Source organism: Microbacterium kunmingense (genome assembly GCF_023155745.1).
GTDB classification, from domain to species: Bacteria; Actinomycetota; Actinomycetes; order Actinomycetales; family Microbacteriaceae; genus Microbacterium; species Microbacterium kunmingense.
The window spans coordinates 80,345-93,489 of record NZ_JAKNUS010000010.1; the positions used below are offsets into that span (position 1 = coordinate 80,345).

At 69.7% G+C, this 13,145-nt stretch carries 12 protein-coding genes; 2 read left to right on the plus strand and 10 right to left on the minus strand.

Annotation, left to right across the window (positions count from 1 at the left end):
* Nucleotides 1-33: 33 nt before the first annotated feature.
* Nucleotides 34-1,428, minus strand: coding sequence for a dipeptidase (locus tag MA875_RS14070; protein WP_248242888.1), 1,395 nt, complete (start codon nucleotides 1,426-1,428; stop codon nucleotides 34-36).
* A 49-nt stretch (nucleotides 1,429-1,477) separates the two neighbouring features.
* Here MA875_RS14070 and MA875_RS14075 point away from each other — a divergent pair, with 49 nt between their 5' ends.
* Nucleotides 1,478-2,074 carry a DUF3043 domain-containing protein gene (locus MA875_RS14075; RefSeq protein WP_248242889.1) on the plus strand — a complete coding sequence of 199 codons (597 nt, stop codon included), beginning with the start codon at nucleotides 1,478-1,480 and terminating at the stop codon, nucleotides 2,072-2,074.
* A 1-nt stretch (nucleotide 2,075) separates the two neighbouring features.
* Here the strand turns inward: MA875_RS14075 and MA875_RS14080 are convergent, their stop codons facing one another.
* The 5 genes from MA875_RS14080 to dnaE all read right to left on the minus strand — a co-directional run bounded on the left by MA875_RS14080 (nucleotide 2,076) and on the right by dnaE (nucleotide 9,835).
* Nucleotides 2,076-3,119, minus strand: a complete 1,044-nt coding sequence (locus MA875_RS14080) for a quinone-dependent dihydroorotate dehydrogenase (protein WP_248242890.1) — start codon at nucleotides 3,117-3,119, stop codon at nucleotides 2,076-2,078.
* Nucleotides 3,120-3,129: 10 nt separating this feature from the next.
* On the minus strand, nucleotides 3,130-3,615 hold the full coding sequence (gene nrdR / locus MA875_RS14085) for a transcriptional regulator NrdR (RefSeq protein ID WP_248242891.1): 486 nt from the start codon (nucleotides 3,613-3,615) through the stop codon (nucleotides 3,130-3,132).
* A gap of 12 nt (nucleotides 3,616-3,627) precedes the next feature.
* Nucleotides 3,628-4,926, minus strand: a complete 1,299-nt coding sequence (hisD, locus tag MA875_RS14090) for a histidinol dehydrogenase (protein WP_248242892.1) — start codon at nucleotides 4,924-4,926, stop codon at nucleotides 3,628-3,630.
* A 16-nt stretch (nucleotides 4,927-4,942) separates the two neighbouring features.
* On the minus strand, nucleotides 4,943-6,184 hold the full coding sequence (locus MA875_RS14095) for a hypothetical protein (RefSeq protein ID WP_372492588.1): 1,242 nt from the start codon (nucleotides 6,182-6,184) through the stop codon (nucleotides 4,943-4,945).
* A 186-nt stretch (nucleotides 6,185-6,370) separates the two neighbouring features.
* On the minus strand, nucleotides 6,371-9,835 hold the full coding sequence (gene dnaE / locus MA875_RS14100; RefSeq protein WP_248242953.1) for a DNA polymerase III subunit alpha: 3,465 nt from the start codon (nucleotides 9,833-9,835) through the stop codon (nucleotides 6,371-6,373).
* Between the two features lie 123 nt (nucleotides 9,836-9,958).
* Between dnaE and MA875_RS14105 the strand changes: the two genes are divergently transcribed.
* The gene (locus MA875_RS14105) at nucleotides 9,959-10,432 is read left to right on the plus strand and encodes an NUDIX hydrolase (RefSeq protein WP_248242894.1); all 474 of its coding nucleotides are present in this window, start codon (nucleotides 9,959-9,961) and stop codon (nucleotides 10,430-10,432) included.
* A 186-nt stretch (nucleotides 10,433-10,618) separates the two neighbouring features.
* On the opposite strand, the gene MA875_RS14110 is transcribed toward MA875_RS14105, so the two are convergent.
* The 4 genes from MA875_RS14110 to MA875_RS14125 all read right to left on the minus strand — a co-directional run bounded on the left by MA875_RS14110 (nucleotide 10,619) and on the right by MA875_RS14125 (nucleotide 13,142).
* The gene (locus MA875_RS14110; protein WP_248242895.1) at nucleotides 10,619-11,539 is read right to left on the minus strand and encodes an RluA family pseudouridine synthase; all 921 of its coding nucleotides are present in this window, start codon (nucleotides 11,537-11,539) and stop codon (nucleotides 10,619-10,621) included.
* Between the two features lies 1 nt (nucleotide 11,540).
* Nucleotides 11,541-12,122, minus strand: a complete 582-nt coding sequence (lspA, locus tag MA875_RS14115; RefSeq protein WP_248242896.1) for a signal peptidase II — start codon at nucleotides 12,120-12,122, stop codon at nucleotides 11,541-11,543.
* Nucleotides 12,123-12,125: 3 nt separating this feature from the next.
* The gene (locus MA875_RS14120) at nucleotides 12,126-12,719 is read right to left on the minus strand and encodes a DivIVA domain-containing protein (protein ID WP_248242897.1); all 594 of its coding nucleotides are present in this window, start codon (nucleotides 12,717-12,719) and stop codon (nucleotides 12,126-12,128) included.
* Nucleotides 12,720-12,839: 120 nt separating this feature from the next.
* Nucleotides 12,840-13,142, minus strand: a complete 303-nt coding sequence (locus MA875_RS14125; protein WP_124293021.1) for a YggT family protein — start codon at nucleotides 13,140-13,142, stop codon at nucleotides 12,840-12,842.
* Nucleotides 13,143-13,145: the final 3 nt, after the last annotated feature.

Below are 13,145 nucleotides of genomic sequence, written 5' to 3' on the forward strand. Positions count from 1 at the left end.
CGACCCCCTGGCCGGGACGGGATAGCACGCCCATCAAGAGACTCTGCGATCCAGTTCCTCCAGAAGCAGCGCCTCGGAGACGACCGCGTTGCGGAAGGTGTCCAGGTGCAGCGACTCGTTGGGGGCGTGCGCACGGGCGTGAGGGTCTTCCACGCCGGTGACGAGGATCTGCGCGGTCGGGAACTCACGGACGAGATCGGCGATGAACGGGATCGAACCGCCGACACCCAGGTCGACCGGGTCGACGCCGTAGCCCTCGGCGAACGCGGTCCGGACCGATTCGACCGCCCAGCCGCTGGTGTCCACGAGGAAGCCGTCACCGAGATCGACGTCACCGAAGGACAGTCGCGCGCCGAACGGCGCGTGCCGCTCGAGATGGGAGCGGAGGGCCTCGAAGGCCTCCGCCGCCGCCTGACCGGGTGCGATGCGCGCACTGACGACGACCGACACTTCGGGGCTGAGCGTGTTGGAGGCGTTCTTCACGCTCGGCGCGTCGATTCCCGTCACCGTCACCGACGGCTGATTCCAGATGCGACTGAGGATCGTTCCCGATCCGATCGGGCTGACGCCCCCGAGCAGCCCCGCCTCATCGCGCAACGTCGCCTCGGTGTACTCGGGGGTCGCCGCCTCCCGGCGGAGCAGCCCCTCGACCGCGACGGAGCCCTCGGCATCCCACAGGGTGGACAGCAGGCGGATCGTCGCGAGCATGGCGTCGGGAACGGCACCGCCGAACATTCCGGAATGAGACGCGTGGCCCAGGGTCCGCACCGTCAGGGTGAACCGCACGTTCCCACGCAGCGAGACCGTCAGCGCCGGCGTGCGCGCGTCCCAGTTGCCCGAGTCGGCCACGACGATCACGTCGGCGCGCAGGGTTTCGGCGTTGTCGGAGAGGAACTGCGCGAACGAGCGCGAACCGGCCTCCTCCTCCCCCTCGATGAACAGGGCGATGCCGAGTCCGAGGTCGTCGCCGGCGGCGTCGCGCAGTGCCCGCACCGCGGCGATGTGCGCCATCACACCGGCCTTGTCGTCGGCGGCACCCCGCCCGTAGAGGCGCCCGGCGCGCACCGTCGGCTCGAACGGCGGCGACTCCCACAGCGACTCATCGCCGACCGGCTGGACGTCGTGGTGCGCGTACAGCAGGATGGTCGGCCGCCCCGGCGCCGCGGCACGCGTGGCCAGCACCGCCGGCATCCCGCGCTCGTCGCTGTCGGGGATGGCGGCGTCGACGATCCGGACGTCGTCGAAGACCTCCGTCTCCCGTGCGAGGGTCGCCACCGCCTCCGCCGAACGACGCACCTCGGCGTGGTCGAAGCCGGGGAAGGCCACCGAGGGGATGCGCACGAGCGCCCCCAGATCGGCCAGTGCGGTGGGGATGCCGGAGAGCGCGGCGTCGCGGACGGCATCGCGCCGGGTGGGGGTGGAGGTCATGCGGGTAATCTTAAGCGGACACCCGTCCTCCGCTTCCAAGGATCTCCCCGTGGCCAAGACTCCCGGCGCACCCACCCCCGCAGCCCCCACTCCGAAGGACGCGCCCGAGAGCGCCGCATCCGCCACCGGCAAGGGCCGTGCGACGCCGACCCGCGCTGAGCGCGAGGCCGCCCGCAAGCGCCCCCTGGTCCCCGACACCAAGGAGGCCAAGGCCCGAGCCCGCGCCGACCTCGCCGCACAGCGCGAGAAGGCGCGCGCAGGCATGGCCGCAGGCGACGAGCGCTACCTCCCGGTTCGCGACAAGGGTCCGCAGCGCCGCTGGGTGCGCGACTTCGTCGATTCGGGTTTCCACCTCGGCGAGGCGGTCATGCCGGCCATGGTCCTGGTCATCGTGGCGACCTTCGTCCCGGTGCTGGCCGTGCAGTACTGGTCGTTCGTGGTGCTGTGGATCTTCATCCTCTTCGTCATCGGCGACATGATCATCACCTCCATCCGCGTCAAGCGGGCCGCGAGGGAGAAATTCGGGGCCGACAAGATGGAGAAGGGCCTGGGATGGTACGCCGCGATGCGCAGCATCCAGATGCGGTTCCTCCGCCTCCCCAAGCCGCAGGTCAAGCGCCGCGGATTCCGCGGCGGCGTCGCCTGACTCAGCCGCGAGCGCGCGGCGCCGAGCGGGCGAGCGACCGGTTGATCTGACGCGCCCACAGCGGGCCGCGGTAAAGGAAGCCGGTGTAGCCCTGCACCAGGGTGGCACCGGCGTCCAGTCGTTCGCGCACGTCCTCCCCCGTTTCCACCCCGCCCACGGAGATCACCGCGAACGACGTGGGGACGCTTCGGCGGAGCAGTCGCAGCACGGCGAGCGAACGGTCACGGAGGGGCGCTCCGGACAGGCCGCCGGCGCCCGCGGCGGCGACCGTCGCGGGATCGGTGCGAAGGCCTTCCCGGCCGATGGTGGTGTTCGTCGCGATGATGCCCGCGAGACCGCCCTCCACGGCGAGACGGGCGACCTCGACGATGTCGTCGTCGGCGAGATCGGGCGCGATCTTGACCAGGAGCGGGGTGGTGCCCGCGGCATTCTTCACCGCCTCCAGCAGCGGCCGGAGACTGGCGACGGCCTGCAGGTCGCGGAGGCCGGGGGTGTTGGGTGAGGACACATTCACGACGAGGTAGTCGGCGAGGGGGGCGAGCAGACGCGTGCTGTGGACGTAGTCGGCGGTCGCGTCGGCCACCTCCACGATCCGGCTCTTGCCGATGTTCACCCCGATGACGGGCCGCCGCCGACGTCGTCGTCGGAGAACCCTGAGCCTCGCGGCCGCCGCCTCGGCACCGGCGTTGTTGAACCCCATGCGGTTGATCACGGCGCGGTCGGGGATCAGCCGGAACAGGCGCGGACGCGGATTCCCCGGCTGCGCGTGGGCGGTGATCGTGCCCACCTCGATGTGACCGAATCCGAGCGCGAACAGTCCCCGCGTGGCGCGGACGTCCTTGTCGAAGCCTGCGGCCACCCCGAACGGCGTCGGGAAGGTCAGGCCGAGCGCGGAGGTCTCCAGCGTCGGCGCCGGCCGGGTCAGACGCGCGGTGAGGGCCGCCAGGGGCGGCACACCGAGCACCCGGATGACGGCCACCGCCGCGTGGTGGGCGGTCTCGGGGTCCATGCGCGCGAGCAGCGTGCGGAAGAGGAGGGGGTACATCCCCTCCAGGCTATCGAGTCGCGTCCGTGGTGCCCGCGCGCACACGATCACCGTGGTCGGCGCGGAGCCCGGCAATAGCCGATTCGAAGTCCTCGAGCGAATCGAACGCCTGGTAGACACTGGCGAAACGGAGGAAGGCGACCTCATCGAGCTCGCGCAGCGGCCCCAGGATCGCCAAGCCGATCTCGTTCGTGTCGATCTGCGACGCGCCGGTCTGGCGCACCGCCTCCTCGACCGACTGGGCGAGCACCGCGAGGTCGCCCTCGGTGACAGGGCGCCCCTGACAGGCTTTCCGCACGCCGGACATGACCTTCTCGCGGCTGAACGGCTCGATCACCCCGGATCGCTTGATCACGTTGAGACTCGCCGTCTCGATGGTCGAGAATCGTCCGCCGCACTGCGGGCACTGCCGGCGGCGTTTGATGCTCAGCCCGTCGTCGCTCGTACGCGAGTCGATGACGCGGGAGTCGGGGTGGCGGCAAAAGGGACAATGCATGGCGAGAACAGGTTACGCCGAGAAGCGGGCTGTCACCGCTTCACCGTGCGCCGGCAGATCTTCGGCCTCGGCGAGCGTCACGACGGCGTCACGCACCTCCGCCAGCGCGTCGTGGTCGTACGTCACCACCTGCTGCGGGCGGAGGAACGTCGACGCCGACAACCCGGCGGCATAGCGGGCCTGCCCCCCGGTGGGAAGCACGTGGTTGCTCCCGGCGAGGTAGTCGCCGAGACTCACCGGTGTGTGCCGACCGACGAAGACCGCACCGGCGTGGACGAAGTCCTGCGGCCGAGGGTCGGCCAGGTGCAGCTCGAGGTGCTCGGGAGCGTAGGCATTGCTGAACGCGGTCGCGGCGTGCCGATCGTCCACGAGGACGATGGCCGACTGCGCGCCGGCCAACGCCGTCTGCACCCGCGTCGCGTGCCGGGTGACGGCCGACCGCCGGGCGACGGCGGTGGCGACCGCGCCGGCCAGCGCCGGCGAGTCGGTGACGAGGACGGCGGATGCCTGCTCGTCGTGCTCGGCCTGGCTGATGAGGTCGGCGGCGACGATGTCGGCGTCGGCGGTGTCGTCCGCGACGATGAGGATCTCGGTGGCGCCGGCCTCGGAATCCGTTCCGACGAGCCCCGCCACCGCGCGCTTCGCAGCGGCGACGAAGTTGTTTCCCGGACCGGTCACCACATCGACCGGCGCGAGCCCTATCGACGACACGCCGTGCGCGAAGGCTCCGATGGCCCCCGCACCTCCCATGGCGTAGACCTCTTCGACGCCCAGAAGCCGCGCGGCGGCGAGGATCACGGGGTGGACCCGTCCCCCGTGCTCGCGCTGCGGGGGCGAGGCGAGCGCGATCTCGGCGACGCCGGCGATCTGAGCGGGAACGACGTTCATCACCACGCTCGAGGGGTAGACCGCCTTCCCCCCGGGCACGTAGAGCCCCACCCGTCGCACCGGCTGCCAGCGCTGCACGATGCGGGCGCCCGGACGGAGGTCGGTGACGATCTCTGCGGGCACCTGCGCGGCGGAGCCGACGCGGACGCGGGCGATCGCTTCCTCCAGCGCGCTGCGGATGTCGGGGGCGAGGGCGGCCAGCGCCTCGTCGAGGTGCGCCGCCGGAACCCGGATGTCATGCCCGGTGACCCCGTCGAACCGCTCCGCCTGGTCGCGCAACGACGCCTCGCCGCGCGCGGCGACGTCGGCGACGATGTCGGTGGCCGCGGCGAAGGCCGCCTCCCGCGTACCGGCCGCACGCGGGACGGCGGCCAGCAGGTCGGCGGGCGTGAGGGCGCGCCCGCGCAGGTCGATCGTGCGCATGTCGACGGGGTTCTCCTCAGCCGCGGGTGACGCCGGAGACGTCGTGAAGGTACCCGGTGCGACCGTCCTCGTGGCGGACGACGAAGTGGGTCTGACGATCTTCGATCACGAGGGCCCACGCCGTCGGACCGATGCGGAACAGCGTGCTGCCGCTCTCATCGACGATGTCGCGCTCTTCGGGAACGAGGGCCCAGAACGCCTGGTAACGGGTCTCGGGTTGGATCACCGTCGTCGCGGTCTGGTCGGCCGAATCAGCGGCGGTGTCGGCGGTGTCGGCAGAGTCGGCCGAAGTCCCGGAGGACACGGTGTCGGCGGACACGGTGTCGGCGGACACGGTGTCGGCAGACACGGTGTCGGCGACCGCCGTTCGCGGCTGGGCGTCGTCGGTCTCGAGACGCTCGGTGCGGGTGGGCCCGAACATCGACTCCAGCGCGCCCGTCTCGCTGTCGTCGCCGGCACGTCGGTCGTCGGTTCCGCCCATGGTGTCGGGGCCGACGGGCACACCTGCCGAGGCGTGCGCTCCGGCTGAGGCGGGCGCGTAGGGGTTCACACCGTACGCATCGGTGTCGTACGCCCCGGTGTCCGCTCCTCCGGTGCCCTGCGCGGACACCGGCGCCGGTGAGGCGGCGGGAGCGGGCTTCGGCGGACGCGGCGCCCGCGGGCGCGGTGCGACCGGGCGTGCCGGGCGGGCGAAGCGGTGCGCGACGATCTCACGACGGTCCTGGAAGTCCTCGGCCAGCGCGGGGATGAGGGGCGCGAAGACGGTGAGCACGACACCCGCCAGCATGAGGAAGAACTCCACCCAGATCACCCAGCCGCGCAGCCAGGGGCCGCCGGCGATGACGATGGCGACGGTCTCCCAGATCAGGTGCAGCCAGATGACCGCCGAGACGGTGAAGGCCACCGAGGCGAACTGATCGATGCCGAGCGAGCCGACACGTCTGATGCCCTCGGGTGAGAGGCGGCGCAGCGCCAGCAGGAAGACCGCGGCCGTCGGCGTGCCGATGGTGAGGATCCACCACAGACCCGTGGTCCACACCGAGCTGAACTGCACCGTACTGAACGAGAAGAACGACACGATGAAGGCCACGAGCCAGACGCCGCCGATGATCACCTCGCGCAGGGAGAACGGGCCCACGCCGTACTGCACGCCGGTGTCGGGGCGGCCGGCGACGGCGGGTGCGTCATCCTCCGCAGGCGTCGTCGCGGGGGCTTCCACGGTCGGTTCGTCGTTGCTGATTCCGTCGGTCACAGTCATCCTTCCCGGGGGCCACGCGGTCCGCGCGGCGACTCCCGATCTTACCCGCGCCGCCTCCGCCGCTCGCGGGGTTGCCGCGGCGCGACGAGGTCGCTCACCTTCGAAAGGCTCAGCCACCCTGAGCAGGTGCGGCGACCTCGAGGGCGGCGGCTCCCCGAGACGCTCCGTCGATGGACGACGCCGGTGCTACCCCAGGCACTGGGGCCCGAGGAGACCCTTCAGCTCGCCGTACAGGTCGGCGGTCACCGTCACCGGCAACGGCACCTCGAAGACCTTGGCCACACCGCCCTTGTGCAGGCGCAGGGTGACCTCGGTGTCGCCGCGGTGACGTGTCAGCACCTGGGCGAGCTCGCTCACCACCGTCTCGGTCGCCCGGTGCTCGGGGACGAGCAGGACCAGCGGTCCCGTGGCATCCACCGCCCCCAGATCGGGGACGAACGCCGACACCGCGTGCAGGTTCATCCCGTCATCGCGTCGCGACACCCGCCCGCGCACCACGAGGATCGAGTCGGCCTGCAGCATCGACTGGAACTCGATGTACGTCTTGCCCATGAACATCACGGTCACTTCTCCATCGAAGTCCTCGACGGTGATCATGCCGTAGGGATTGCCGCTGGACTTGGCGACCCGATGCTGCACGCTCGTGACGAGCCCGGCCACCGTGACCTGTTCGCCGTCGGCGATGTCCTCTGAGGCCAGAAGGTCGTGGATCGACAGCGAGGCGTGCTTGGCCAGGGGGATCTCCAGCCCCGCGAGCGGGTGGTCGGAGACGTACAGCCCGAGCATCTCGCGCTCGAAGGCCAGCTTGTCCTTCTTGGTCCACTCCGGTCGGTCGGGCACCTTCTGCACCTGCTGCGGTTCATCCCACAGCGAATCGAAGTCGAAACCGACCTCGCCGTTGGCCTCACGACGCTTGTCCAGGACGGCCTGCTCGGTGGCATCCTCATGGATCTCCATCAGCGCCCGGCGAGTCGATCCGAGCGAGTCGAAGGCGCCGGCCTTGATCAGCGACTCCACCGTCCTCTTGTTGGCGACGTGGACGGGCACCTTGCCGAGGAAGTCGTGGAAGGAGGTGAAGGGTGCCTCCTGCCGCGCGGTGACGATGGCGTCGACGACGTTGGCCCCGACGTTGCGCACAGCGCCGAGACCGAAGCGGATGTCTTCGCCGACGGCGGCGAAGTAGCGGATGGACTCCCCCACATCCGGCGGCAGCACCTTGATGCCCATCCGGCGGCACTCGTTGAGGTAGACGGCCATCTTGTCCTTCGAGTCGCCGACGCTCGTGAGGAGCGCGGCCATGTACTCGGCGGGATAGTGGGCCTTCAGGTACGCCGTCCAGTAGGAGACGAGACCGTAGGCGGCGGAGTGCGCTTTGTTGAAGGCGTAGTCCGAGAAGGGGAGCAGGATGTCCCACAGGGCCTTGATCGCGGCCTCGCCGTAGCCCCTCTCCTTCATTCCGCCGGAGAAGCCCTCGTACTGCTTGTCGAGCTCGGACTTCTTCTTCTTGCCCATCGCGCGACGGAGGATGTCGGCCTGTCCGAGCGAGAACCCCGCCACCTTCTGCGCGATCGCCATGACCTGCTCCTGATAGATGATCAGGCCGTAGCTGATGTCGAGGATGTCCCGCAGCGGCTCTTCGAGCTCCGGGTGGATCGGGGTGACCTCCTGCTGCCCGTTCTTGCGGAGCGCGTAGTTGATGTGCGAGTTCGCCCCCATGGGACCGGGACGGTACAGGGCGATGACGGCCGAGACGTCCTCGAAGTTGTCGGGCTTCATCAGACGCAGGAGAGAGCGCATCGGCCCCCCGTCGAGCTGGAAGACGCCGAGGGTGTCGCCGCGGGTGAGCAGCTCGTACGCCGCCGCGTCGTCGAGTGCGAGGTGCTCGAGGTCGAGCTCCTCGCCCCGGTTCATGCGGATGTTGTCCAGCGCGTCGGAGATGATGGTGAGGTTGCGCAGCCCCAGGAAGTCCATCTTGATGAGACCGAGTGCCTCACAGGACGGGTAGTCGAACTGGGTGACGATCTGCCCGTCCTGCTCGCGCCGCATGATCGGGATGATGTCGAGCAGCGGCTCCGAGGACATGATGACGCCGGCGGCATGGACGCCCCACTGGCGCTTCAGCCCCTCGAGTCCGAGCGCGCGGTCGAACACCGTCTTGGCCTCGGGATCGGTGTCGATGAGGGCCCGGAACTCGCTGGCCTCCTTGTAGCGCGGATGCTGGGGGTCGTACATGCCGCTCAGCGGCATGTCCTTGCCCATGACCGCGGGGGGCATCGCCTTGGTCAGACGCTCCCCCATGCTGAAGGGGAACCCCAGGACCCGTCCGGCGTCCTTCAGCGCCTGCTTGGACTTGATCGTGCCGTACGTCACGATCTGCGCGACCCGCTCCGAGCCGTACTTCGCGGTGACGTAGTCGATCACCTCGCCGCGGCGGCGGTCGTCGAAGTCCACGTCGAAGTCGGGCATCGACACGCGGTCGGGGTTGAGGAAGCGCTCGAAGATGAGTCCGTGCTCGAGCGGGTCGAGGTCGGTGATGCGCATCGCGTAGGCCACCATGGACCCCGCGCCCGATCCGCGCCCGGGGCCGACCCGGATGCCGTTGTCCTTGGCCCAGTTGATGAAGTCGGCGACGACGAGGAAGTAGCCCGGGAAACCCATCTGCAGGATGATGCCGGTCTCGTACTCCGCCTGCCGGCGCACCCTGTCGGGGATCCCGCCGGGGTATCGGTAGTGCAGGCCCTTCTCGACCTCCTTCACCAGCCAGCTGTCCTCGGTCTCTCCGTCGGGGACGGGGAAGCGGGGCATGTAGTTGGCGCTGGTGTTGAACTCGACCTCGCAGCGCTCGGCGATGAGGAGGGTGTTGTCGCAGGCCTCGGGGTGCTCGCGGAAGATCTGCCGCATCTCCTGCGCGGTCTTGACGTAGTACCCGTCGCCGTCGAACTTGAACCGGTTGGGGTCGTCGAGGGTCGATCCGGACTGCACGCACAGCAGCGCCGCGTGGGCGTCCGCCTCGTGCTGGTGGGTGTAGTGGGAGTCGTTGGTCGCCACCAGCGGGATGCCCAGATCCTTGGAGATGCGGATCAGATCGGTCATGACCCGCCGCTCGATGGCGAGTCCGTGATCCATGATCTCGGCGAAGTAGTTCTCCTTGCCGAGGATGTCCTGGAACTCGGCGGCCGCCGCCCGCGCCGCGTCGTACTGGCCGAGGCGCAGACGCGTCTGCACCTCGCCCGACGGGCATCCCGTCGTGGCGATGAGGCCCTTGCCGTAGGTCTCGAGCAGCTCGCGGTCCATGCGGGGCTTGAAGTAGTACCCCTCCATGCTCGACAGCGAGCTGAGGCGGAAGAGGTTGTGCATGCCCTCCGTGCTCTGGCTCCACATCGTCATATGGGTGTACGCCCCCGAGCCCGAGACGTCGTCGCTGCGCTGCTCGGGAGTGCCCCACTGCACCCGCGACTTGTCGCTGCGATGCGTGCCGGGCGTGACGTAGGCCTCGAGCCCGATGATCGGCTTGATTCCCGCCGCCTTCGCGGCGTTGTAGAACTCGAACGCGGCGAAGGTGTTGCCGTGGTCGGTGACGGCGATGGCAGGCATGCCGTAGTCGGCCGCGGCCTGGGTCATCGCACCGATCTTGGCGGCGCCGTCGAGCATCGAGTACTCGCTGTGCACGTGCAGGTGAACGAAGGAGTCGGATGCCACGGATCCAGCGTACGCGGCGGGTCGGACACCGACGGCGTGTCGGATAGCGTGGCAGCCGGACAGAGGGAGAACGCCATGCCGACACCTGATTTCGTGCGAGAGCTCCGCCGTTTCATCGGCACCCTCCCCCTCCCCCTCGTCGGGGTGACGGCAGTGATCGAGCGCGACGGCGAGGTCCTGCTGGGTCGCCGCAGCGACAACGGACGACTCACTCCGATGACGGGCATCGTCGATCCCGGCGAGGAGCCCGCCGACGCCGCCTGCCGGGAGACGGAGGAGGAGGCGGGGGTGGTCGTGCGCGCACTGAGGCTGGCCCTCGTGCACCAGATCCCGCGGATCACGTACGACAACGGCGACCAGAGCGACTACCTCGACCTGACCTTCCGGTGCGCGTGGATCTCCGGCTCCCCCGAGCCCGTCGACGGGGAGATGACCGAGGTCGGCTGGTACCCCGCCGATGCGATCGAGGAGATCCTCGACGACGACATGGCCGAGCGCGTCCGTCATGCCCTCCAGGACGGACCGGCGATCTTCAGTCAGGCGCGCTGAGCGGTCGCCCGCTCAGGTCAGGTCGCGTCTCATGAGGACGCGCGGAAACCCGTTCAGCACACCAGCAGACATTCGAGGTCGGCTTCTTCGGACCGACCATCGTGCGGATGTCGTCGAACTCCGCGGCCGGTCTCACCTGAATCACCATGACGCCACCCTGCCGCCGGCCGCCGACATCGTCGCGTGTCATTCGCCGCGGAGAATCTCCAGCGCGGCAGCGAGATCGGGGGGATAGTCCGAGGCGAACTCCGTCCACTCCCCGGTGCCGGGGTGGGTGAAGGCAAGGCGGTGAGCATGCAGCCACTGCCGGGACAGCCCCAGCCGCGCACTGAGGTTCGGATCGGCGCCGTAGAGAGGGTCGCCGACGCAGGGATGCCGGTGGGCGGCCATGTGCACGCGGATCTGGTGCGTCCGCCCCGTCTCCAGGTGGATCTCCAGCAGTGAGGCGCCGGGAAAGGCCTCGAGGGTCTCGTAGTGGGTGACCGAGTCCTTCCCCGCGGGCGTCACCGCGAACCTCCAGGAGTGGGTGGGGTGCCGTCCGATCGGCGCATCGATCGTGCCCGCCAGCGGGTCGGGGTGCCCCTGGACGACGGCGTGGTAGACCTTCTCGACCTCGCGCTCTTTGAAGGCGTGCTTGAGTGCGGTGTACGCCGCCTCCGTCTTCGCGACGACCATGAGGCCGCTCGTCCCGACGTCGAGGCGGTGGACGATGCCCTGACGCTCGGCCGCGCCGGTCGTGGCGACGCGTACGCCCGCCGCCGCGAGGGCACCGAGGACCGTGGGGCCCTCCCATCCGACCGACGGATGTGCGGCGACGCCGGCCGGCTTGTCCACGACGATGAGGTCGTCATCCTGGTGCACCACGCCGAGGTCGGGCACGGCCACGGGGATCACGCGGGGCTCTTCCTTGGCCGCCCACTCGACATCGAGCCAGGCACCCCCGCGGAGGCGATCCGACTTCACCAGGGCGCGCCCGTCCATCCGCGCCCCACCGGCTTCGAGCACCTCGCCGGCGAACGTGCGGGAGAAGCCCAGCATCTTCGCCAGGGCCGCGTCGGCGCGGGTGCCGTCGAGGCCGTCCGGGACGAGGAGATGTCGTGACTCCACGTCAGTCGGCCGCCCGCTCGGAGCGCGGTGCGGAGTCGGCCGGGGCGGGTTCACCCTTGCGCGCGGAGCGCTCCTGAGGGGTGCCGTCGAGGTGCGGACCGAACAGCACGAGGGCGGCGACGGAGATCATCATCGTCACGATGAAGATGTCGGCCACGTTGTAGATCGCAGGCATCATCCACGGGGTGTTGATGAAGTCCACCACGTGACCGACCGGGAACCCGGGTTCGCGGAGGAGCCGGTCGGTGAGGTTGCCCAGGACCCCGCCGAGGAGCAGACCGAGGACGACCGCCCAGAGGCGGGAGCGCAGCCGCGTCAGTGCCAGGAAGACGATGACGACGGCGACCACCGCGAGGGCGATGGTGAAGATCCAGGTGACGTCCTCACCGAGGGAGAAGGCGGCACCGGGATTGCGGGTGAGGTAGAAGATCAGGAAATCGCCGAGGATGCGGACCGGCTCCTGATAGGGCAGGTTCTCGAGGGCGAGGTACTTCGTGAACTGGTCGGCGGCCAGCACGATCGTCGCGAGGATCACGACGATGATGCTGGCCGCCGCCCGGTGAAGCGGGGTTCGACCGGTCAACGACTACAGGCCGACGGCCGGCACGGGGGCAGACCCCGTCGCGGTCGAGGATGCGTCCAGATCGCGCAGGTGCCCCTCGATGTAGCTGCGCAGCTGCGTGCGGTAGTCGCGCTCGAACTGGCGCAGCTCGCTGATGCGGCCCTCCAGGGTGGCGCGCTCCTTCTCGAGGCGGGCGATCTCGTCGCGGCCCCGGGCCTCGGCCTCGGAAACGATCGAGGCGGCCTGGGCCTGCGCGTCGGAGATGAGCTGGTCGCGCTTGGCGCGGCCCTCGGCGACGTGCTCGTCGTGCAGACGCTGCGCGAGCTCGATGATCCCCGCGCTCGCGGCACTCGGCGAGCCGGCGTCGGCGGCGGGCGCGGCCTCGGGGGCGGCTGCCGGAACCTCGGCGACGGGGGCGGCGACGGGCGCCGGGGCGGCGGACTCGCCCGACTCGAGCGCGGCGAGCTTGGCCTTCAGCTCCTCGTTCTCGGCGATGGTCTTGCGCCACTCGACGACGATCTCGTCGAGGAAGTCATCGACCTCGTCCGGGTCGAAACCCTCCTTGAAGCGGACGTGCTGGAACTGCTTGGTGACGACGTCATCGGGGGTCAATGCCATGGTGATTCCTCTTTCGAGCTGGTCGTTGGCCGACGTCGCGGCCCTCCCACCGTCCTGCGGCGGTCGTATCCAGCCAAGCATAGCCCCGGGCCCCGGAGGTGTCGAAGGCGCCGGAGGGGGTCAGACCATCGTGAGCGAGCGGGTGACGGCGAGCAGGATGAAGCAGAGCAGCATCGTCAGCGCGAAGCCGAAATCCAGTGCGACCGGCCCCACCCGCAGGGGCGGGATGAAACGCCGGAACATCTTGATCGGCGGATCGGTGACGGTGTAGACGACCTCGGCGAGCACCAGGCCTACGCCCTTCGGCCGCCATTCGCGGTTGAAGAAGGGGATCCACTCGAGCACCAGGCGCCCGAGCAGGACGAAGACGTAGATGAAGAGGATCGCGTTGAGGATGGAAGCGATGAACGCGATGACGGGCACGTA